This is a genomic window from Rhodococcus sp. C1 (genome assembly GCF_020809065.1).
Taxonomy (GTDB): domain Bacteria; phylum Actinomycetota; class Actinomycetes; order Mycobacteriales; family Mycobacteriaceae; genus Rhodococcus_F; species Rhodococcus_F qingshengii.
The window spans coordinates 39,428-62,143 of the sequence record NZ_CP078080.1; the positions used below are offsets into that span (position 1 = coordinate 39,428).

The 22,716-nt window shown below is 62.8% G+C and carries 16 protein-coding genes and 1 tRNA gene; 9 read left to right on the plus strand and 8 right to left on the minus strand.

Features of this window, described 5'->3' with window-relative positions:
- Positions 1-102 precede the first annotated feature (102 nt).
- Positions 103-1,521, minus strand: coding sequence for a DUF3662 and FHA domain-containing protein (locus tag KTR60_RS00175; protein ID WP_020905627.1), 1,419 nt, complete (start codon positions 1,519-1,521; stop codon positions 103-105).
- A gap of 254 nt (positions 1,522-1,775) precedes the next feature.
- Between KTR60_RS00175 and KTR60_RS00180 the strand changes: the two genes are divergently transcribed.
- Positions 1,776-1,861 (plus strand) — tRNA-Leu (locus KTR60_RS00180).
- A 54-nt stretch (positions 1,862-1,915) separates the two neighbouring features.
- Here KTR60_RS00180 and KTR60_RS00185 read toward each other — a convergent pair.
- Positions 1,916-2,257, minus strand: a complete 342-nt coding sequence (locus KTR60_RS00185; protein WP_228401595.1) for a hypothetical protein — start codon at positions 2,255-2,257, stop codon at positions 1,916-1,918.
- A gap of 503 nt (positions 2,258-2,760) precedes the next feature.
- Here KTR60_RS00185 and KTR60_RS00190 point away from each other — a divergent pair.
- Positions 2,761-3,975, plus strand: a complete 1,215-nt coding sequence (locus tag KTR60_RS00190; RefSeq protein WP_228401597.1) for a protein NO VEIN domain-containing protein — start codon at positions 2,761-2,763, stop codon at positions 3,973-3,975.
- A 55-nt stretch (positions 3,976-4,030) separates the two neighbouring features.
- Here KTR60_RS00190 and KTR60_RS00195 read toward each other — a convergent pair whose 3' ends face one another.
- Positions 4,031-4,930, minus strand: coding sequence for a GIY-YIG nuclease family protein (locus KTR60_RS00195; protein ID WP_003943609.1), 900 nt, complete (start codon positions 4,928-4,930; stop codon positions 4,031-4,033).
- Between the two features lie 83 nt (positions 4,931-5,013).
- On the minus strand, positions 5,014-6,453 hold the full coding sequence (locus KTR60_RS00200; protein ID WP_228401599.1) for a phytoene desaturase family protein: 1,440 nt from the start codon (positions 6,451-6,453) through the stop codon (positions 5,014-5,016).
- A 556-nt stretch (positions 6,454-7,009) separates the two neighbouring features.
- Between KTR60_RS00200 and gltB the strand changes: the two genes are divergently transcribed.
- From gltB to KTR60_RS00215, 3 genes are all read left to right on the plus strand, one after another.
- Positions 7,010-11,608, plus strand: a complete 4,599-nt coding sequence (gene gltB, locus KTR60_RS00205) for a glutamate synthase large subunit (protein ID WP_215515549.1) — start codon at positions 7,010-7,012, stop codon at positions 11,606-11,608.
- On the plus strand, positions 11,601-13,052 hold the full coding sequence (locus tag KTR60_RS00210) for a glutamate synthase subunit beta (protein ID WP_003943594.1): 1,452 nt from the start codon (positions 11,601-11,603) through the stop codon (positions 13,050-13,052). Before gltB ends, KTR60_RS00210 begins: the two co-directional genes overlap by 8 nt.
- Positions 13,053-13,236: 184 nt before the next feature.
- The gene (locus KTR60_RS00215) at positions 13,237-14,133 is read left to right on the plus strand and encodes a cutinase family protein (RefSeq protein ID WP_007735797.1); all 897 of its coding nucleotides are present in this window, start codon (positions 13,237-13,239) and stop codon (positions 14,131-14,133) included.
- Here KTR60_RS00215 and KTR60_RS00220 read toward each other — a convergent pair whose 3' ends face one another.
- Positions 14,134-14,685, minus strand: coding sequence for a DUF732 domain-containing protein (locus KTR60_RS00220; RefSeq protein WP_007735798.1), 552 nt, complete (start codon positions 14,683-14,685; stop codon positions 14,134-14,136). It abuts the gene before it with no gap.
- A gap of 213 nt (positions 14,686-14,898) precedes the next feature.
- Between KTR60_RS00220 and KTR60_RS00225 the strand changes: the two genes are divergently transcribed.
- Both KTR60_RS00225 and KTR60_RS00230 read left to right on the plus strand, forming a co-directional pair.
- The gene (locus tag KTR60_RS00225; RefSeq protein ID WP_003943530.1) at positions 14,899-15,771 is read left to right on the plus strand and encodes a hypothetical protein; all 873 of its coding nucleotides are present in this window, start codon (positions 14,899-14,901) and stop codon (positions 15,769-15,771) included.
- Between the two features lie 150 nt (positions 15,772-15,921).
- Positions 15,922-16,647 (plus strand): hypothetical protein, encoded by a 726-nt coding sequence (locus KTR60_RS00230; protein ID WP_007735799.1) that lies wholly within the window; start codon positions 15,922-15,924, stop codon positions 16,645-16,647.
- A 1-nt stretch (position 16,648) separates the two neighbouring features.
- Here the strand turns inward: KTR60_RS00230 and KTR60_RS00235 are convergent, their stop codons facing one another.
- Positions 16,649-17,551 carry an SDR family NAD(P)-dependent oxidoreductase gene (locus KTR60_RS00235; RefSeq protein WP_003943614.1) on the minus strand — a complete coding sequence of 301 codons (903 nt, stop codon included), beginning with the start codon at positions 17,549-17,551 and terminating at the stop codon, positions 16,649-16,651.
- A gap of 71 nt (positions 17,552-17,622) precedes the next feature.
- Here KTR60_RS00235 and KTR60_RS00240 point away from each other — a divergent pair, with 71 nt between their 5' ends.
- Positions 17,623-17,913: a putative quinol monooxygenase gene (locus KTR60_RS00240; protein WP_003943546.1), complete on the plus strand. Its 291-nt coding sequence runs from the start codon at positions 17,623-17,625 to the stop codon at positions 17,911-17,913.
- A 174-nt stretch (positions 17,914-18,087) separates the two neighbouring features.
- Positions 18,088-19,707, plus strand: coding sequence for an ABC transporter substrate-binding protein (locus KTR60_RS00245; RefSeq protein ID WP_007735803.1), 1,620 nt, complete (start codon positions 18,088-18,090; stop codon positions 19,705-19,707).
- A 73-nt stretch (positions 19,708-19,780) separates the two neighbouring features.
- Here the strand turns inward: KTR60_RS00245 and KTR60_RS00250 are convergent, their stop codons facing one another.
- Both KTR60_RS00250 and KTR60_RS00255 read right to left on the minus strand, forming a co-directional pair.
- A complete protein-coding gene (locus tag KTR60_RS00250; RefSeq protein WP_228401601.1) occupies positions 19,781-22,093 on the minus strand; it encodes a transketolase-like TK C-terminal-containing protein in 2,313 nt (770 codons plus the stop codon).
- A 292-nt stretch (positions 22,094-22,385) separates the two neighbouring features.
- Positions 22,386-22,706, minus strand: a complete 321-nt coding sequence (locus KTR60_RS00255; protein WP_228401603.1) for a UBP-type zinc finger domain-containing protein — start codon at positions 22,704-22,706, stop codon at positions 22,386-22,388.
- Positions 22,707-22,716 lie beyond the last annotated feature (10 nt).

The window sequence follows — 22,716 nt, forward strand, 5'->3', positions numbered from 1 at the left end:
GCCCCGAAGATCACGATACTGACAGCCGCGTGACGGCGGCGCGCCGACGGACCGCCGAATGTTCGATTGTTATCGGAAAAATCCTGGCGTCCGTTTCTCAGCTCAGAGAATGCGAACCAGAATCTCCGAGTGACCTGCACGAATGATGTCGCCGTCTGCCAGCTGCCAGTCCTGGACCGGTGCACCGTTGACGGTGGTGCCGTTCGTGGATCCCAAATCGGACAGCATCGCGGTGCGGCCGTCCCAACGGATGTCGATGTGGCGACGTGAGACGCCGGTGTCCGGGAGGCGGAACTGAGCTTCCTGGCCGCGGCCGATGACATTGCTGCCGTCGCGAAGCTGGAAGTGGCGTCCGCTGCCGTCCTCGAGCTGCAGGGTTGCCGTCAGGCTCTGGGCCGTCGGTGCGTAACCGCCCTGCGGCTGGGCGTAACCCTGCTGCGGGTAGGCCTGCGTCTGCTCGAAGTTGCCGCCCTGCTCGTAGCCGGCCTGCTCGTACGGCTGCTGTGTGTACGCCTGCTGGTCGTAACCGCCCTGCTGGTAGCTCTGCTGGTCGTAGCCCGGCTGATCGTAGGACTGGCCGTTGTAGGGCTGCTGGTAACCCTGCTGGTCGTAGCCGCCCTGCTGGTAGCCCTGCTGGTCGTACCCACCCTGGTACGCCTGCTGGCCGTAGCCCTGCTGGTCGTACGGCTGCTGCTGGTAACCCTGCTGGTCGTAACCGCCGCCCTGCTGGTCATAGCCCTGCTGGTCGTAACCGGCCTGCTCGTACGGCTGCTGCTGGTTCGGGTACGCCTGCTGGTCGTAGCCACCCTGCTGCTGGTTGTAGCCCTGCTGGTCGTCGCCCGTGCGGTAACCGTCGCCGCGGTCGTAACCGTTCTGGTACGGCGCTTCCTGGCCCTGCGGAGCGGCGTAACCGCCGTCGTCGTGGGAGTACCCGTTCCGTGCCGGCTGCTGCGGTTCGGGCTGGCGACCCGCCGGTTCGCGGCTTGGTTCGTAGCCTGAGTTCTGCGTCATGGGGCCGGCTCCTGGTTGTGACGGGACTGGATTGGAAACAGGGGGAACAATCGGTGCGGGTCGCTGAGGCGGCCGTTGTGGAGGCCGCGACGAAACCTGCGGAACATGCGACGGCGGTGATGCCTGCTCGGCGTCACCATCCGGGTCGACGGTTCCGCGGGTGCGGAACTGACCGGTGTGGAGCGTAGGCGAAGGCTCGAAGGTGACCGAGATGTCGCCGTACGTCTGCCAACCCTGATCGCGGATGAAATCCTGCAGGTGTCGGCTGAAAGCTTTGGTCGTCAGTTCGCGATCAGCTGCCAGCTCTTCGTGATCGGAGTTGTTGATGGTGATCACGTAGTTGTTGGGGGCGAGAAGGATTCCGCCGCCGAGGTGCTCGACGCGGTCACGTGCCTCCTGCTGGAGCGCCGCCTCTACTTCCTGCGGCACAACACCACCACCGAAGACCCGCGCGAATGCGTCGCCGACAGCTCCTTGGAGCTTTCGTTCGAAACGCTGCACGATGCCCATCGGGCCCTCCTCTCGCCTCGCATCTACGACAGCAAAATGCTCGGCAAGTAGCGCCGGCACCGCCTTGTCGCGTGTCGTCCAAACTGCTGTACAGGTTCCACGGTACTGTCAAATGTCGCTTCGGCAGTACCTGGCCGCTGTTTCAGCATGGTATCGGTTCTGGGCTTTCGGGTGCTCGGTGTTCATCGATTCGTGCCCTGATCTGCACGAATAGAACTTTCAAAGTTTGTCGTGATAATGTTTCGGCGTTGCTCGGGCGAGTGGCGGAATGGCAGACGCGCTGGCTTCAGGTGCCAGTGTCCTTCGGGACGTGGGGGTTCAAGTCCCCCTTCGCCCACCACAAGACGAGGCCACGAACTCACAAGAGTTGGTGGCCTCGTTTTTTTGTTGTCGGCTATCTGGCCGCAGCCTGGATGAAGCTCAGAACGAAGTCCAGTGCGGTGCCCGCACACGAGTCGTTGACTGGTTGAGGGGTCGCGGCGGGCGCAGTGATCTGAGGGTTCATCATCCCTGGCGGCAGTGTGCCGGGCGGGAGATTGATGATGGCGTTGATGTCGTAGATGGTGTTGTCGGGGCCGTTGGTCACCGAGAACGAGATACTGCCGAAGTCGACGACCGGAGTGTCGGCTGATGCAGTACCCACTGCACTGCCGAAGGTGATCGCGGCAGCGAGCGCGCCGACACCGAGGGCTGCGGTGGTTCGGGACAAACGAGTGGGCGTTTCGAGTCCATTCACAGATGTGCTCCCTTTCGTGGTGACAGCATCCGTGCGCGGGATGCCAAGCAGCCAGGAGATTGCAACCACTATCGAGGAAGATAACGGACATCCACTTCATTGCGGGGTGGTTCGGCACGAAGTGCTTCGCCGTTCTGGAGCTATCGGGATGGGGGTCGCCGACTGAGCGTCGGTGCAGGACTTCGCAATGACGTGTTTGTAGTCACCGCTTTGATCGTGGTCCGATCACCATCTGCCAGCGGCTATGACGGCTAGGGCACCAGCGCCAGATTGAAGAACCGGTTGGCAAGGTCAATGGAGATCGCCTAGAGCCAATGAAGTATGTGGCTAGTTGTATGGACGCGAATATTTGTTTCACGATGCCGGCGGGGTCTCGTGGTCCATTGCGGAAATGAAGTAGGTGATTAGGGCTTTGTGGCTTTGTGGCTTTGCCGGTCATGGGGTCGTAGATATTTGCACTTTTGGCGCTGTCTCCGCGATCATCTGCAGTGGATCCGAATATCGTGGAGGAAATCTTGTACGGATGGTGGGAGACGTTCGAGCACTATTGCGTGCCAGGGTCGTCGCCGGTGGCAACGTCATCAGATCTTATGCGTATCGAGGAGCATGCCCGAACCGAGAGCAAGTACCCACGCAAGCAAAAGGTTATTGGTCGGCGAACAGGAAATGACTGGCGGATAGCCTATGTGATCCGCTCTGGCGGTCTCCACGAACAGAATGCACAGCAAGCGGCACTTTACGACAAGGCCCGCCAAGGCGGATCGCGCGGCAATCTCGCTGAGATTCCACCGCAATCGGAGACGGTGATCAATACGCTCAATCTGGACCAGACCTCTATGGAAGTTTTTGATAGTCGTGGAGCACTGATCGTGACGTGGAATCCAGATCAATGGGATTGGGGCGCTGATTATTACGACGCCATAGAACGGACCGCGATGGGCGAGAGCGTGCCGGACAGTTGGTCCACCGGTGGGCGAAAGAGCGGGGTCGATCCGGAGGACCGGGTCTTCCTGCTTCGTCAGGGGGCACACGGCCGAGGCATAGTTGCTTGTGGCTCGGTAACCAGCGAAGTTTACGAAGACGACCATTGGGATGGGTCCTCGCGCTCGGCGAACTATGTTCGAATCGAATGGTCCACTGTCCTTGCGATCGAAGATATGCTGCCGACCGCGGACCTGGAAGCAGCTATGCCGAAACAGCATTGGAGCCCTCGAGGTGGCGGAATAATCCTTACGGCGGCCGCGACGTTGGAGCTGGAAGAGTTGTGGTCGCAGCACTGTGACAGCCTTGACGTCGAATGTGAAGGTCGGCCCGGCCGCGGGGCGATACATGGACGCGAATTGGATCCGGTGCTCCGAAAGAAGATTGAGGACGCTGCACAAGATCGACTGATGGAGCACTACCGCTCACGTGGGTGGAAGATAACGGATACCCGGATTGGTAACCCATTCGATGCGACGGCGGAAAAGGACGGAAAAATCCTGTTCTTGGAAGCGAAAGGCACACAGACACTTGGCGCTGCGGTCTTGGTGACGCAGCGTGAAGTTGAGCATGCGCGAGTGCATGCTGATTCGTCGATAATGGGGATTTGGTCAGGAATCGAATTCAACGATGACGGCGATGTTGATCAGAGCTCAGGAAAATTTCGCATAATCCCCTTCGATCCGAAATCTGGCGAGTTGACTCCCGTGACGTTGAAGTGGTGTCCGAGCAACTAAGCAGCGATATATCCGAAATGTCGTCCCCATGGGGACGACATTTCGGACTTGGCCTTCAGGTCCCAGCCGGAACGTCTTCGGACAGAGCTAGGGCTTCGATCTGATTGATCGAAAGTCCCGCAGCGTTCTTCCATCCCTCTCGCCCCTGTGTACGGCGACCAATGAGTATCGCGCCGGCTCCGCCAGGAGTCTTGAAAAGATGATCCTTGACGAACACCAGTTCAGCGCCGTCGATTGTCACAACGCCGTCCGCTTGCAGAGATTCGCGAGTGCGGATAGTCCAGGAGTCCGCGTTTTCGCTCATCTCGGGTCGCCCTTTCGAACCGGCGCACACGAGCATCCCTTCCGGCGTCATGTAACCCGCAGCCTCGCATCCAGATTTGTGGAAGAAGAGTTGGTCAGCGACATTCCCTTGATCAGTCGCATCGACTGTTGCGGAAGTTCTGCGGAGCGGCTCGAGGATGGGTTCGCCCAAAGTTGCCAGTAATACCGCGATCGTTTCAAGGTATTCGAAGCAATCGGCTTCCAGTGGCTCCGGTGTATGGGGGTTCGACGCCTGATTGCCGTTCTGAAGCGCGTACCGATCGGCTTTGGAGGCCCTGTCGATCGACAACCATTCGATGTAGGCCACGTGAGTGGAGGTCCACTCGTTTGTGAGCGAAACAGCGACCATCGCCTTGGTCCAGAACTCTTTCTTAGGGGATGCCGCGTGCTGCTGAAGGCGTGCGCCGACGTTGCCCGACTGGCCGATGTATGCCTTGGGTGCCCCATCAGTGTCGTCGCCGAAGAGGTAGTAGACACCGACCTGGGAGGCTTCTCGGCGGCCCAGAAAGTCTTTCAGCAGTGGGCGAGGAACTTCGAAGACGCGGACGGTTCTGGTGGTGATGCTCGCAATCCGGATGCCGGCGGGGTTACCAGTCGGAAGGTGGATTTGGATTGTCTGCGCCCGCGCCATTGGTTGAGTTCTTTCTCTAAGTCTGTAATTCGTTGTGTCACATATCGGTTGGTCAACCTTAGTCGAACGGGGCTTGGGACGCCTCAGCCCTGAGACTTCAGCGCCGCCCGCGCCGCATTGAACCCACCCATCCCGTGGACCCCGCCGCCCGGGGGAGTTGCGGACGAGCAGAGGTACACGCCCGGGGCGCCGGTGGCATAGGGGTCGAGCCCGAACCGGGGGCGCGCGATGATCTGCCGCGCAGTGTTCGCCCCCGCGGAGATGTCGCCGCCCACATAGTTGGGGTTGTACGCCTGCATCTGCGGCACATTGCGCACGTGGACGCCCACGATCCGGTCCCGGAACCCCGGCGCAAACCGCTCGATCTGACGCGTGACTACATCGGTCGCGTCGCCCGGATAGCCATGCGGCACATGCGCATACGCCCACACGGGATGGATGTCTCCGACGGAACGGGAGGGGTCGGCCAAGAACTGCTGGCCCAACAGAATGAAGGGCTTGTCCGGCATCTGACCCTGCACGGTCTGGCGTTCGACAGCAGCAGTCTCCGAAATCGTCCCGGACAGATGCAGGGTGCCGGCCTTGCGGGCATGCGGATTCGTCCACGGCACGACGCTTCCGTCGGAATCACCACGCACGGCGTAGTCGACCTTGTAGGCGGCGGTGCCGTAGCGGAATTTGCGGTAGGCCCGGGCAATGCGGTCGGGCTGCCGGCCGTCGAGCAGACGACCGGCCGCATCGGGGGCGATGTCGAGCATGACGATGTCGTAATCGGCGATCTGGGAGTAGTTGGTGACCCAGTTCCCGGTTTCGATGGTGCCACCGAGGCTGCGCAGAATCGAGGCGAGCGCGGCTGCAATTGACCCCGAACCACCTTGTGCCACAGGCCAACCGTGAGCATGGGCTCCAGCAGTGAGCATCGAGCCGACAGCGCTGGACAGGGGAAGGGTGAGCGTCCCGAACATGTGCGCCGCGACGCCGCCGAACAGTGCCCGCGCTTGGGGGGTCTTGAACATCCGCGCGAAACCCGTCGCGGGAAGCAGAGCGCCCGTCCCGAAACGCGCGAGCAGCAGCGGGTGCTTCGGAACGTGCACGATCGGCTTGAAGACGTCCTGCACCAACTCGTCGAAGTTCTCGGCGAGGTATCCGAAGACGTCGAGCCAGCGCTTACCGTCGACACCCAGTCCGTCAGCGGTCCGGTTGATGTCGCGCCAGAGAACCCCGGCGGTGCCGTCGTCGAGTGGATGGACCAGATCGATCTCGGGCCACAGCCACGTCAGGCCATGCTTGGCGAGCCCGAATTCGCGGTCGAGTTCCTTGAAGTAGGGAGAAGCCAAGGCCGTGGGATGGAAGGCGGAGCAATCGTCGTGGACGAGTCCGTCGACTATGTATTCGCTACTGCGGGTGCCACCGCCGATCTTGTCCGCACCCTCGATGACATGGACGTCGATTCCGGCGCGGGCGAGTTCGATCGCCGCCGCGAGACCGTTGGGACCACTGCCTACCACTACTGCTGTTGTCATTTGCTCTTCGCCACCCGTCTTCTCAAGGGTGAGCCTACGGAAATTACAGCGATGGCATTCTGCGAGCAAACAATTCAGGCCTAGACCTTGGTTGATCGATCAACTTTTGTTACAGTTCGAAGCGCACTGGCCGCAGCTGATTTTTATCGCTGCGGCCAGTTGTTGCATTCATCGCCCATCGCGCCTGTTTCCTGCGGATTCGGTATCCTGTGAATCGGAACTTCTCTGCACAGACGCAGCTCCGAAATCTGTCGAGGGGCCTTCTGGCTCCCTGCATCGCCGCAGTTCAGAGCAATTATAGGGCTACCTTAGTTGCGCCCGTGCCGGGGTTCTGAATTATCGTTTTCGTTACACGGTTGACTCACAAAAGTTTCAACCGACCGAAGACTCACGTCGCCGGGTGCCAGAACGCACACCATCGCGTCTGCGCAGGGCGGCTACTTCGGTGGTACCGAACACATCGTCGTGTCGGTGCTTTGAAGGACTTGCATTGCAAGTTGATGGCCATCAGCGCTGCTGGTCGTCGGTGCATCTTTATGGCATACGAAGGCTGGGTATGAAGCAACTTCCAGGCCCCCAGGGCCTCTATCACCCGTCCAATGAGCACGACTCCTGTGGAGTCGCATTTGTTGTCGACATGCATGGTCGCCGCAGCAGGGACATCGTCGAAAAGGCGATAACCGCTCTGGTCAACCTCGAGCATCGCGGCGCTGCCGGATCAGAACCCAACACGGGTGACGGTGCGGGCATTCTGCTGCAGGTTCCCGACAAGTTCTTCCGAGCTGTCGTGGACTTCGCGCTCCCCGCCGAAGGCGCGTACGCAACCGGTATCGCATTCCTCCCGCAGGGCGATGCCGATGCACACGAGGCTGCTGCTGCAGTCGAGAAGATCGTCGTCGAAGAGGGCCTGAAGGTTCTCGGCTGGCGCGAGGTCGGAACCGACGACTCCTCGCTGGGCGCATTGGCGCGCGACGCGATGCCGACGTTCCGTCAGATCTTCATCGGCTCCGAGGGTGACAAGTACACCGGCATGGATCTCGAGCGTCGTGCATACGTGGTGCGTAAGCGCACCGAGCACGAACTCGGCTCCGAAGGCGCCGGCAAGGGTGGCCCGGGTAGCGAGACCGTGTACTTCCCCAGCCTGTCCGGCCAGACGTTCGTCTACAAGGGCATGCTCACCACCCCGCAGCTCAAGGGTTTCTACCTCGACCTGCAGGACGATCGTGTCGAGAGCGCACTGGGCCTGGTCCACTCGCGCTTTTCCACCAACACGTTCCCGTCGTGGCCGCTGGCGCACCCGTTCCGCCGGGTCGCTCACAACGGTGAGATCAACACCGTCACCGGCAACGAGAACTGGATGCGCGCTCGCGAGTCCCTGATCGACAGTGACGTCTTCGGTGGCCGCGAGAACCTGGACAAGATCTTCCCGATCTGCACCCAGGGCGCCAGTGACACCGCTCGTTTCGACGAGGTGCTCGAGATGCTGCACCTCGCCGGCCGCAGCCTGCCGCACGCAGTTCTCATGATGATCCCGGAAGCCTGGGAGAAGCACGAGAGCATGGACCCCGCTCGTCGGGCGTTCTACGAGTACCACTCGGCTCTCATGGAGCCCTGGGACGGACCGGCGTCGGTGTGCTTCACCGACGGCACCGTCATCGGCGCCGTGCTGGACCGCAACGGTCTGCGTCCGTCGCGTCTGTGGATCACCGAAGACGGCCTCGTCGTCATGGCGTCGGAGGTCGGCGTTCTGCCGATCGATCCGTCCACCGTGGTCCGCAAGGTCCGCCTCCAGCCCGGCCGCATGTTCCTCGTGGACACCGCGCAGGGCCGGGTCATCAGCGACGAGGAACTGAAGAACGAACTCGCTGCCGAGCACCCGTACCAGCAGTGGATCGACGAAGGTCTGATCCACATGGACGACCTGCCGGACCGTCCGTACACGTACATGTCGCACGAGCGCGTCGTCCTGCGCCAGCAGCTCTTCGGTTTCACCAACGAAGAGGTCAACCTGCTGGTCAAGCCGATGGCTCTCTCCGGTGCCGAGGCACTGGGCTCGATGGGTACCGACACTCCGATCGCCGTGCTCTCGTCACGTCCCCGGATGCTGTTCGACTACTTCTCGCAGCTCTTCGCTCAGGTCACCAACCCGCCTCTCGACGCGATCCGTGAAGAGGTCGTCACCAGCCTCGGCGCGACCATCGGCCCCGAGGGCGACCTGCTGCACCCGAATGCGGACTCCTGCAAGCAGATTGCGCTCCCGCAGCCGATCCTGCACAACGACGACCTGTCGAAGCTCGTTCACGTCAACGACGACGGCGAATTCCCGGGCTTCCGCAGTGTCGTTATCCGTGGCCTGTACCCCGTCAAGGAAGGCGGCGACGGTATCCGTCGTGCGCTCGAGGGCATCAAGTACCAGGTCTCGCAGGCAATCGAGGGTGGCGCGCGCATCGTCGTGCTCTCGGACCGTGAGTCCACCGAGGACTACGCACCGATCCCGTCGCTGCTCCTCACCTCGGCTGTGCACCACCACCTGGTTCGTGAGAAGTCGCGCACCAAGGTCGGCCTCATCGTCGAGGCCGGCGACGCCCGCGAGGTGCACCACATGGCGCTCCTCATCGGCTTCGGTGCCGCAGCGGTCAACCCGTACATGGCTTTCGAGACCATCGACGAGTTCCTGCAGAACGGCGAGCTCGAGGGTCTGACCCTCGAGAAGGGCATCGCGAACTACATCAAGGCAGCCGGCAAGGGTGTCCTGAAGGTGATGTCCAAGATGGGCATCTCGACGCTCGCGTCGTACACCGGTGCTCAGCTGTTCCAGGTCATCGGCCTCTCGCAGGAGTTGACGGACGAGTACTTCACCGGTCTGCAGTCGCAGCTCGGTGGCATCGGCCTCGACCAGATCGCTGCCGACGTCGAAGCACGTCACCGCATCGCGTACCTCGATCGTCCCGAAGAGCGCGCTCACCGCGAGCTCGAGGTCGGCGGCGAGTACCAGTGGCGTCGTGAAGGCGAGTACCACCTGTTCAACCCGGACACGGTCTTCAAGCTCCAGCACGCAACTCGCACAGGTCAGTACGAGGTGTTCAAGGAGTACACGACCATGGTCAACGACCAGTCGGAGCGCCTTGCCGCTCTGCGTGGTCTGTTCGACTTCAACATCGGCAAGCGGCCGTCGATCTCGATCGACGAGGTCGAGCCGGCCAGCGAGATCGTCAAGCGTTTCTCGACGGGCGCGATGAGCTACGGCTCCATCTCCGCCGAGGCTCACGAGACTCTCGCCATCGCGATGAACCGTCTGGGCGCCCGCTCCAATTCCGGTGAGGGCGGCGAACATCCGTCGCGCTTCACGCCGGACGAGAACGGCGATCTGCGTCGCAGTGCCATCAAGCAGGTCGCGTCGGGACGCTTCGGTGTCACCTCGCACTACCTGAGCAACTGCACCGACATCCAGATCAAGATGGCGCAGGGAGCCAAGCCCGGTGAGGGCGGCCAGCTTCCGGCTCACAAGGTGTACCCGTGGGTGGCCGAGGTTCGGCACTCCACGCCTGGCGTCGGCCTGATTTCGCCGCCGCCGCACCACGACATCTACTCGATCGAGGATCTCGCTCAGCTGATCCACGACCTGAAGAACGCCAACCCGCAGGCCCGCATCCACGTGAAGCTGGTCTCCGAGGTCGGCGTCGGAACCGTCGCGGCCGGTGTCTCCAAGGCACATGCCGACGTCGTTCTGATCTCCGGTCACGACGGTGGCACCGGTGCCACCCCGCTGACCTCCGTCAAGCACGCGGGCGCACCGTGGGAGCTCGGCCTCGCCGAGACCCAGCAGACGTTGCTGCTCAACGGTCTCCGAGACCGCATCGTCGTGCAGGTCGACGGCCAGCTCAAGACGGGTCGCGACGTCGTCGTCGCTGCCCTGCTCGGCGGCGAGGAGTTCGGTTTCGCCACCGCACCGCTGGTGGTCTCGGGCTGCATCATGATGCGCGTCTGCCACCTCGACACCTGCCCCGTCGGTGTCGCGACGCAGAACCCGTTGCTGCGTCAGCGTTTCAGTGGCAAGCCGGAATTCGTCGAGAACTTCTTCATGTTCATCGCCGAAGAGGTTCGCGAGCTTCTCGCGGAACTCGGCTTCCGCACGCTGCTCGAAGCCGTCGGCCAGGTCGACATGCTGGACACCACGCGCGCTCTCGATCACTGGAAGGGAAGCAAGGCAGGCAATCTCGATCTGTCGCCGATCCTCACCCAGGTCGAGTCCGCGTTCATGGACCAGGACGTCCACTGCACCGGCACGCAGGATCACGGTCTCGACAAGGCGCTCGATCAGCAGTTGATCGTTTCGGCCCGCAACGCACTCGACAAGGGTGAGGCGGTCTCTTTCGAGTCCGCGATCACCAACGTCAACCGCACGGTCGGCACCATGCTCGGCCACGAGGTCACCAAGGCGTTCGGTGGAGAGGGCTTGCCCGACGGCACCATCGACATCACGTTCACCGGTTCCGCCGGTAACAGCTTCGGTGCTTTCGTGCCCAGCGGTATGACCTTGCGCCTGCACGGCGACGCCAACGACTTCGTCGGCAAGGGCCTCTCGGGTGGACGCATCGTCGTACGCCCGCCGCTCGATGCAGCGGAAGGCTTTGTCGCCGAAGACAACATCATCGGTGGCAACGTCATCCTGTTCGGCGCCACCAGCGGCGAGGCTCTGCTTCGCGGTGTCGTCGGCGAACGCTTCGCAGTCCGTAACTCCGGCGCCACTGCCGTCGTCGAGGGTGTGGGCGATCATGGTTGCGAGTACATGACGGGTGGAAAGGTGGTCATCCTCGGAGCCACCGGACGTAACTTCGGCGCCGGCATGTCCGGTGGCGTCGCGTACATCTACAACCCCGACAAGGCATTCGAGAAGAACCTCAACACCGAACTGGTGGACCTCGAGGATCTTTCGGGCGACGACTTCACCTGGTTGAAGGGCGCCATCGAACGTCATCGCGACGAAACCGGCTCCGAGGTTGCCACGCGCATCCTCGCTGACTGGTCGCAGCAGGTGGGTCACTTCGCAAAGGTGATGCCCCGCGACTACAAGAAGGTTCTTTTGGCCATCGCGGCCGCAGAGAAGGATGGCAAGAACGTGGACGAGGCAGTTATGGAGGCAGCTCGTGGGTGATCCAAGCGGCTTCCTGAAGCACACGTCGCGCGAACTTCCGGTTCGCCGGCCGGTGCCGTTGCGCCTGCTCGACTGGAAAGAGGTCTACGAGGAGTTCCCGAAGGAAACCCTCAAGACCCAGGCCAGCCGTTGCATGGACTGCGGAATTCCTTTCTGCCACAACGGTTGCCCTCTCGGAAACTTGATTCCCGAGTGGAACGACCTGGTCTACAAGGACCACTGGCACGACGCCATCGAGCGTCTGCACGCGACCAACAACTTCCCGGAGTTCACCGGTCGTCTGTGCCCCGCACCCTGTGAGGCGTCCTGTGTCCTGGGCATCAACCAGGATCCGGTCACCATCAAGCAGGTCGAGGTCGAGATCATCGACAAGGCCTTCGACGAAGGGTGGGTCAAGCCGGTTCGCGCCGCGCACGCCACCAACAAGAAGGTTGCGGTTGTCGGCAGTGGTCCGGCCGGTCTGGCTGCAGCGCAGCAGCTGACCCGCGCCGGTCACGCAGTGACGGTCTTCGAGCGGGCAGACCGCATCGGCGGCCTGCTGCGCTACGGCATCCCCGAGTTCAAGATGGAGAAGCGGCACATCGACCGCCGTCTCGAGCAGATGGAAGCCGAAGGCACTGTCTTCAAGACCAACGTCAATGTCGGCGTGGACATCACCGCGGACGAGCTGCGTGAGCAGTTCGACGCAGTGGTTCTGGCCGGCGGCGCCACGGCAGCTCGCGATCTTCCGATCCCGGGCCGCGAACTGGACGGCATCCACCAGGCGATGGAGTTCCTGCCGATCGCCAACCGCGTGCAGTTGGGTGACCTCGACGCTCCCACCATCACCGCTGAGGGCAAGAAGGTTGTCATCATCGGCGGCGGCGACACCGGAGCGGACTGCCTCGGCACCTCGCACCGTCAGGGTGCGGCCAGCGTCCACCAGTTCGAGATCATGCCGCGTCCGCCGGAGACTCGCGCCGAGCAGACTCCGTGGCCGACGTACCCGCTCATGTTCCGCGTGGCTTCGGCTCACGAGGAGGGCGGCGAGCGTCTGTTCTCCGTCAACACCGAGAACTTCGTCGGTGAAAACGGCAAGGTCACCGGTCTCAAGGCTCACGAGGTCGAGATGAAGTCGGGTCGCTTCGAGAAGGTCGAGGGCTCGGACTTCGAGCTCGAAGCCGATCTCGTGCTCCTGGCCATGGGCTTCGTCGGTCCCGAGAAGCCGGGTCTGCTCACCGATCTCGGTGTCGACTTGAACGAGCGTGGCAACGTCGCCCGCACGTCGAAGTGGAACACCAACGTCGACGGCGTGTTCGTGGCCGGCGACATGGGCCGCGGCCAGTCCCTGATCGTCTGGGCCATCGCCGAGGGACGTTCCGCAGCAGCCGCTGTGGACACCTACCTCGAGGGTGTCACGGCCCTTCCGTCACCGATCCACCCGACAGCGGCTCCGCAGCGCTAGAGGCTCTCACAAAGCCGCACCCCACCGCATTCGGTGGGGTGCGGCTTTGTTTGTGCAAGTAATTCGCGCGATCTGTAACAAACCTTCATCAATCGTGCATCGGACAGACACAACGCCCAGACAGTATGATTCCGGAGCACCGATAGTGGTGTATGGGTTGCTGAAGGTAAAACAGGGGAGTTTCATGCGTGCGAGGCGTCTCGTTGCGGTGTTGTCGGCACTTGCTGCGGCAGTAGTGGTACCGGTTGTCAGTGCTCCCGTGGCGTCGGCTGATCCCTGCCCCAGCCTGTACGTCGTGGCCATCCCGGGAACCTGGGAGCCCTCGGGCACCAGGCCCGGCGCCGGCATGCTCGCCCCGGTGACCAACGGGCTTCCGGGCTCCGTTCGCACCGATTACGTCACCTACTCGGCGACGGCCTTCCCGTGGGAGTCCAACGTCTACGCCAAGTCGAAGCAGCAGGCCGTCGACAATGCCCGCGGCATGATCGGCGCCATGGCCGCCTCGTGCGGTGACACTCGCTTCGCCATCGTCGGATACAGCCAGGGCGCGGACGCGGCAGGCGATCTCGCCGCCGAGATCGGAACCGGCATCGGCGTGGTCCCCCCGACTCGCGTCGAGGGCGTCGGCTTGCTGTCCGATCCCCGTCGTTCCGAGTCCGACGTCCTGATCGGCCCCGCTGTCGGCGGTAACGGTGCCAGCGGCCCTCGCATCGGTGGATTCGGTTGGCTGTCAGGCAAAACGGTGACGCTCTGCGCGGTCGGTGACCTGTACTGCTCGACGCCGAAGGACGATTTCGTGATGCGTCTGGCCGGATTCATGGCTCAGGCGTCCGATCCCACTCCGGCCAGTGCGCTCGCGCTGCGCGACGAGGCCGCCGTGATCGTCAATGATCTGATCACCGCAGGCGGTCTCCCCGCTTTGATGGCCCAGCTCGATCCGGGCGCGAACTCGCGGCGCATCGATCAGTTGGTCGACTTCTACGGCTCGCAGGTCCACACCGACTACACGCGTTACGTCGTTGACGGCGCAGGCAATTCGGCTACATCCTGGCTGCACGGCTGGTTGGCCGGCAAGGCCTGATCAGCAGTACGTCTGCTCCGCCGTGTCGACGTAGATCTCGGCAACGCGCTGCGAGGACATCGGCGTGATCTTTGAGTACACCTCGCCGACGGAGTCGAACTCTGCCAGCACTTCGGACCGAGGCATACCGTCAGCGAGCGCCTTGCAGGTGCCGTCGGCGTAGAGGATCTCTGCGGAATCCATTCCGGCGGGCGGGATCCCGGCCAGACGCAGAGCGGCGATGTACCGCTGCCCCTTCTCGCCGGCGTTCGCGACGATCTCTTCCGGTGAGCGGGCGTCGATCGGTGCATTGGCCGCTGGCGCTACCGGTAGCGACACCGGCGGGGGCGTCGATTCGACGACGCTCGGCGCGGCTTCCGGAGTTGTTGCGGCGAGCGGGCTGGTCGGCAGCTCGGAAAGCGTACTGGGGGCAGTCGAACTCGACGTCGCCGCAACCGACGTGCTGGTGGCCGCAGAAGTGGATTCCGATGCGTCGCTGTCGGACTGGCTGCTGCAGCCGCTGAGGAGTAGGCCCGCTGCCGCGACGCAGAGGACCAGTCTGTTCGTGTTCATCACCCGTGAGTGTTACATACCGTACCGCTTATTTTGTCCGTTTTAAGGAAACTCCCTTTTGCCCTGTTTTTAAGTCGAAGTCCTGTGATATACATCTGTTCAGTTGTTACTTGTGAGTAGGAGCACACCGCGAAGACCTTGTCGGCGGCGGTCGAAACACAAGCAATGACTGCGAGTTTCGTCCCCCATCACATAAACGGCAGGGAGAAATCAGTGCAGAAATCTCACAAGAACGGCAACCGACGTCTCGGCACGCGCGTGGCCGTCATTGCAGGTACCGCAGGTGCGGTCCTCGCGTTCGCGGCGCCGATGGCCTCGGCTCAGGATCCGGTCGACAATTCGATACCCGGTGCCGCAGTGTGTCCGGCTACTGCCGAATCCTGTGTGTCGGTTGTGGTTCAGAGCGGAACCTTCGACAACAACGGCTTCAACCTCCCGATCGGAAAAGGCGACATGATCATCGCCGCCGAGGCCGGCTCCGGTGAAGGTGAGTCCACCGTTCTTCTCCCGCGCGACGACGGACACCACGGTGTCTACTCCAAGCCGTTGACCGTTCCGGGTGGAGTCCTCGGAATCGACCTGCCGTTCGGCAATCTGTTCGGCCTCGCCGCAGTCACCGCCGAGGTGGAGGCGACCGCTGCCCCGACCCTCAACGGCATCATCACCGACATGGATCTGAGCATCCCGGTGCGGATGAAGATCAACAACGCGTTCCTCGGTGACAACTGCTACCTGGGCTCCGCGGCTGCGCCGGTGAATCTTCGTCTCGCGCCTGACCCGTCGGTGGTACCGACCTACACGGTGCTCCCGGACAATGCACTGAAGGTGAGCCCGGTCGGGAACCAGGCCACCGGCTTCGCGCTGCCCGCCGCCAGTGGTTGCGGACCGTTCGGAGTGCTGAACCCGATCGTCAACTGGCGAGCAAAGGTACCGGCCACGTCGGGAACCTCGCTCAGCACGATCTCCGACGCCTACCTGTACCCGGGCGGCCTCACCGGTAGCGATCCTCTCGACGATCTCGGTGGCGGAACAGGATCCAGCGGTTCCAGTGGCTCGAGCGGTTCGTCCGGAAGCTCCGGTTCCTGAAAAATCGGAAGCCTAGACGCAGCGGTGGTGACGGAATGTCACCACCGCTGCGGCGTCCGACCTGTAATAACCTGTGCCTCAGGGTGGGCGAAGGCGGCACTCCATCAGGAGCACCTGCGCGGCCACGAAATCACAGGGGAGTCCTCAAACATGTTTCGAGACAGCGTTCTTGCCGGTCCGGTCCTGCGCCGGGGTGTGACGGCACTGGCAGTTGCGGCCGCAGCCACCATGTTTGTCGGTACTGCAGCGACGGCGGAGCCGGCAGCAGTTGTAGGTGAGGTGTCCGCGGACTCCATCGCGGCAGCCCGTGCGCAGGCCATCGGAACGACGGTCACCGTCGTGGGAACCGCGACTACGCCGTCCGGAGTGTTCGAATCCAGCTTCTACGACAAGGGTTTTGGTCTCCAGAGTGGCAATTCGGGCATTTACATCAGCGATCCGAACAATTCCGGGGTTGTTCTCGGCGATCGGGTTCAGGTCACCGGAGTCCTCGCGGATCAGGAAGGCCTGCTCGTCGTCCGCCCGACTGCCGTCGAGGTAATCGGCACGACTACCCAGATCAGCCCGGCGCGACTGCCCCTCAATGCAATCGGTGAGGGCAGTGAAGGTCGTCTCGTGACGGTGTCCGGAATCGTGAGCGGACCCGTCGTCGACGATCTGCCGTACGGCCACAAGATCCTGGTCTCGGGCGCCGAGGGAAACACCGTCATCTTCGTCAACACACAGACGGGAATCGACGTCGATGCCGTCGCCGTCGGACGCCCGATCACCGTCACCGGTTTCAGTGGCCAGTACGCCAGCACCTACGAGGTTCTTCCCCGCTCGGAAGCCGATGTGCAGCAGGGTTTCACGGGCAGCCTGAGTTTCGGAAGCTGACCTAGATCTCGAACCGAGCTCCGACGCGCATCGACCCGGGAGACAACCGGCTGATGGTGCGTCCGAGCTTGGCTTCGACGGTCACGGGTACGACGGCCTTGTTCGTGCGAACGGCTTTCACGATGGCACTGGCCACTCGATCAGGAGTGAAGTTCCGCTTGCGGTAGAAGTTGTCGACCTTGGTCTGGTTCTCGAGCTGCTCCTCGGCGGTCGTGCCGGCGAACTCGGTGGTCTTGAGGATGTTCGTGTGAACGAGGCCGGGACAGATGGTGCTGACGCCGATGCCGTGTGGAAGCAGCTCTGCCCGTAGGCAATCCGAGAGCATGAATACCGCTGCTTTGCTTGTCGAATACGCGGTGAGGGCCTTCTGTGGTGTGTACGCGGCGGCCGAGGACAGGTTGACGACGTGCCCACCTGTTCCGCGGTCGATCATCATCGGGGTGAATGCCCGGCAGCCGTAGACAACTCCCCAGAAGTTGATGTCCATGACGCGCTCGAACTGGCGCTGCTCGGTGTCGGCGAACGTTCCCGAGAACCCGATTCCGGCGTTGTTGACGACGATGTCCGGTACGCCGTGATGTGCCGCGACGGTCTCCGCGAACCGAATCACGGCCTGTTCGTCGGACACGTCCACCTGATAGGCGTGGGCGCCGCCACCGAACACTGCTTCGGCGCCGCCCGCTTGCGAAGGGATGTTTACAAGTGCCGCAGTGTCCTGCGCGCTTTCGAGATTGATGTCGGAGACCACGACGATAGCTCCCTGGGCGGCGAAGGCGAGGGCCGTTTCACGCCCGATGCCGCTGCCCGCACCGGTGATCACCACCAGCGTGCCGGTGAGATCGCGCAGTCGACGCTGCAACTTCGTTCCGCGTCGCCAGCCGGTGACGTCCTTGAGTAGCCCCATTGGTTGCCCTTTTCGTGTGTACGTTTGTGGCGTGTGTCTCTAGCTGACTTCCCCTCTGCGAAAGGTATCCGATGAGCGAGCTTCGTGTAGTTGCAACCATCCCGGCCAAGTCCGGTTCCGAGGACGACGTCCGATCGGCTCTGACAACTCTCGCGGAGGCGAGTCGGTCCGAGGACGGCTGTGTGTCGTACGAGTTGTTCGAGTCAGCGGCTGCGCCCGGCACGTTCGTCACGATCGAAACTTGGCGCGGGCAGGAGGAGTTGGACGCTCACATGCAGTCCCCGCATCTGCAGGCCGCGCTGGCCGCTGCCGGACCACTTCTCGACGGCGCTCCGGCGATTCATCCGTTGAAAGGCGCCTGAATCAGAATGAATTCCTGACCTTCGCTAAGGGTCTGACCTGCGAATGTCGCTCGAAAACTGACCAATCGTCGCGCTTCATTCCACTGAGCGGGACCTGCGACTAATACCTGTGCCTTAAGTCACAAACTGTCTCGACAATGCTTCACATCACAGTTTCTGACCTGGAGGTTTTGAATGAGTCGCAGTTCTCGGCGCGGTCACCGCAAGGTTGCCGCCGTCGCGCTGGCAGTCTCCGCCGGCCTGTTCGTCTCGTCGTGCGCTGACAGCGGGAACGGGGGTGGGAGCGGCGACGCACCGGACTCCGGTTCGGGATTGTCCATCGGCCCGGTCAACGAGCAGTCCGGCGAGGGCGATCCGGTCAAGGGCGGCACCCTCACGTTCAGCGGGTACTCCGCCGTCACCAATCTCGATCCGGCGAAGACTCAGATCGCCGGTTCGGTCGCCGGTTCGGAGTTGGGCGCGATCTACGACACGCTCCTGCGGTACGACCCGGCGTCCAAGGAATTCGTTCCGAAGCTCGCAGAGTCGATGGAGCCGAGTTCCGACTTCAAGACGTGGACCCTCGAACTGCGTGACGGTGTGAAGTTCAGCGACGGGACGCCGGTGGATTCGGCGGCCGTCTCGGCGAGCCTCAATCGCTACGTCACCAACAAGGGACCGCAGTCGAGTCTGTACGCGTCGAAGGTCGCGTCGGTAGACACTCCGGATCCGTCGACGGTCGTCTTCAATCTCGTCGACCCGTGGACCGGTATCGAGTCACTGCTCTCCACCGGCCCCGGCATGATCGTCGCGCCGAGCGCCCAGCAAGGTGATCAGTTCACCCCGATCGGCGCGGGTGCCTTCACCCTCGAGAAGTTCGCTCCCAACGAGGAATTGATCCTCGACGCTCGGGAGGACTACTTCGACGGTGCCCCGAACGTGGACAAGCTGCGGTTGATCAGCATTGTCGGTTCGCAGTCCACCACTGAATCGCTCAAGAGCGGCGGCACGGACGTCGCATACATGCGTTCGCTACCGAACGTGCTGGATCTGATCGACTCCGGCTACCCGGGCTTCGTCGACATCCCCTCGCTGTCCTACCTGTCGCTGGTCAACACGGCACCCGGTCGTCCCGGTGCCGACGTGCGCATCCGTCAGGCATTGGCGCTCGCAACCGATCCCGTCGCACTCGACAACCGACTCAACGAGGGCAAGGGTCTGCCCGGGCAGGTCATCTTCCAGGACACCTCTCGCTGGCACAACGACGTCGCTCCGATCGGCGTCGACACGGCCAAGGCGAAGCAGCTTCTCGACGAGGCCAAGGCTGACGGTTACGACGGCAAGATCACATACCTGACGCTGCAGGAGAATTCGGCGCAGGCGATGGCTCTGGCACTGCAGTCGATGGCCAACGCCGTCGGTTTCGATTTCCAGATCGAGTACGTCAACTCGGTTGCCGACGTCGTCAAGCGTTTGTACGCCGACCGCGACTTCGACATGGCAACAGGTTCCGCCAGCCTCGCGGAAGCCGATCCTTTCGAGCGTCTGTACTCGAATCTCAAGTCGGGTGGACGGAACAACGCCACGAGCTTCTCCGACCCCGAGATGGATACGCTGCTCGACCAGTTGGGTGTAGCGACGTCGAACGACTCGAAGATCGAGGTGCTCGCCAAGATTCAAGAGCGCGCCAATGAGGTTGTGCCGTGGCAGGTTTACGGCAACACCCCGTGGCTCGGTGTGTGGGGACAGAACGTCCACGGCATTCAGCAGAGCCTGGACGGAATCATGTTCTTCGACAAGGCCTGGAAGAACTAGACACCTGAATGACTGACTAGACCCGAGAAGCGTCCCTGCGGGGACGCTTCTCGGCATCAGAGAGTGTAATTGGTCAAGAAGTGAGATCGAGGGCAGCGCGGACGATGCTGTCGGAGTCGAGGCCGTGGTACCGGTAGACGTCCTCGAGCGAACCGACCTGACCGAACCGGCTCACTCCGAGCGCAGCACCCGGAACGTTGTTGATTCCCGTCAGGAACGCGAGGGTGTGCGGGTGCCCGTCGAGAACGGTGACCATCGGCGCGGACCGGCTGCTCGGAAAGACCTGATCCAGGATCCACGACGGACCGTCCGCGAGACCGCGCCGAGACTGGAGCGCTTCGAAGAGCAAGCCGGGGCTGGTCACGCACACGACGTCGGCGGAAATATTTTGCTCGCCCAGTCTTTCGGCTGCGACCAGTGTTTCGGTGACGGTGGCACCCATGCCGACCAGGGTGACGGCCGGATCAGGATTGTGTCGCAGTGTGTATGCCCCGGCGACCACCTGACGTCGACGGCGTTCTCGCGCAGCCGGATCCGTCGGTACCGCGGCCAGGGCCTGATCGACCGGACGGGTCGACAGACGCAGGTACGACGAGCTGCCGTCCGGGCGACCGAGGCGTCCGATGCTGTCGAGGAGCGTCCACTCCACGTCGACGGCGAATGCCGGTTCGAAACTGATGCATCCCGGCTGTTCCAGTCCGATGGACGGGGTCTTGATCGATTGGTGCGCACCACCTTCGGCAGCCAAGGTGACGCCCGACGGAGTGCCGACCATGATCGACTGTCCACCGGCGTAGATGCCGTACGACCACGGTTCGAGGGCCCGCTCGATGAAGGGGTCGTACATCACGCCGATAGGGAAGAGTGGCTGGCCCCAACGACTCCACGTCGCGCCGAGTTCGCCCATCAACCCGACCAGGTTGGTCTCGGCGATACCGAGTTCCATGTGCTGACCGGTGGGCTTCTCACGCCAGTGCATGATCGTTTCGGCGTCGTCGGCAAACCAGTTGTGCCGCTCGTCGGGGGACCAGACCCCGACCTTGTTCAGCCAGCCTGCGAGGTTGGTGGTGGAACTGACGTCCGGGCTCAGTGTGACAACACGTTTCGCGGCGTCCGGCGCTTCGCGGCTGAGGTCGAGTAGTACCCGGCCGAGAGCTGCCTGAGTGGTGGACGTGCCGGAGGGCGTACGGCCGATGTCTTTCGGAACTGCCGGGGGCACCAGATGCTCCACCTTCGGGCGAGTCAGGCGCCCAGCGGTTTCGGCGCAGATGCGGCCGGACGGGCTGTCGGTCTCGAACCGTTCCCAGGGCTTCGACGGATCCATGCCGAGTTCCGCCGCCAGGTGCTCGAACTGCTCGGCGGTGAGCAGCGACGAGTGGTTCTGCGGATGACCCTGCGTCGGCAGACCCCGACCCTTGATCGTGTACGCGATGATCACGGTGGGACGGGTGTCGTCGATCTGTGCGTACGCCTCTCGCAGAGCGTCGAGGTCGTGGCCACCGAGATTGCGGATGGCCTCGAGCACCGTGGCGTCGTCGAGGTCGTCGATCAGCGCCGTGATCGCGTCGGCGTCCGCCGCGTCGCCGGGCAGTCTCAGACGTACCTCGTCGGCCGTGCATCGCAGCAGGCGCTGGTACTCCGGATTCGGCATGTCCAGGATTCGTTCGCGCAACGCGGTGCCGCCCGGCCGGGTGAACAGTGATTCCAGCAGCGCACCGAACTTCACGGTGATGACCTGCCAGCCGGCACCCGAGAACATGCGCTCCAGGCGGGTTGCCGCGATGTTCGGCACCACCCGGTCGAGTGATTGGCGGTTGAGGTCGACTATCCACACGATCTCACCCAGTTCGGCAACCGAATGATCGAGAACTGCTTCCCACACCGCGCCCTCGTCGAGTTCGGCGTCACCGACCAGGGAGTACTGACGCCCGGTTCCGGCGCCGCCGAGGGAGGCGTCGACGTATCGGCGAGCGATGGCGCCCCAGATGGGAGCCGTCGCGCCGATACCCACCGAACCGGTCGAATAATCCACCGGATCAGGATCTTTCGATCGACTCGGGTAGCTCTGCAGGCCCCCGAATTCGCGCAGAGTCGTCAGGTAGGACTCGTCGAGTTCGCCGAGCAGATAGTTGATGCCGTGGAGCACCGGCGCCGCATGCGGCTTGACGGAAACCCGGTCGCCGGAACGAAGTTGGCCGAACCACAGCGACGTCATGATCGAGACCATCGACGCGCACGAGGCCTGATGGCCGCCGACCTTGAGCCCGCTGGGATTCGGACGGACACGGTTGGCGTGATGGATCATCGCGGTCGACAACCACAGAACGCGCTTCTCGATCTCCGCCAGTGACTCGGGAGCGTTCTGGTCGATGTTGGGGCTGTTCACGGCCGGTCCTGCCTTCAGTAGTGGACATCGATCACCGCACCGCCCGTACCCCAGATCGTGGGGCCGACGATGTGGTTGTGATGTTTGGCAGGACTTCCTGAGGCCGAACCGTTCGGTGCGGCAAAGTCCAGCCGCACCTGTCGATCTGTTGTGCAGATTCTGCGTCAAAGTCCATCATCGGCATACAGATTGAGCAATAGCTACCCGGTGGATTGAGCAATGTGCGCAACACCGAGGGCTGTGCGCCGTGACAGGTGGGCACTATGCGCAGTGCACCGCCAGTCGCGCGCGGTCAGTCCATCAGGTCGTGGACGTAGCACCAGCGCCAGGATTCGCCGGGCTCGTGTGAGCGCATGACCGGGTGCCCGGTTTCGCGGTAGTGTTTGGTGGCGTGCTGATGAGGGCTGGAATCGCAGCATCCGACGTGGCCGCAGGACAGGCACATGCGCAGGTGAGACCAGTTATCCTCGCCCAACTCGGCGCACTCCTGGCAGACGCCGGGCGTAAGCGCCGCCGGGTCCGTTTCGGGCGCATTGGTTAGTTCCTCGCAACCGGTGGGAGCGGGTGCGGGCTGCTGTGTGCGAGCTGCTGCTCGCTTCAGGATTTTCTTCATCGCCTTCCAT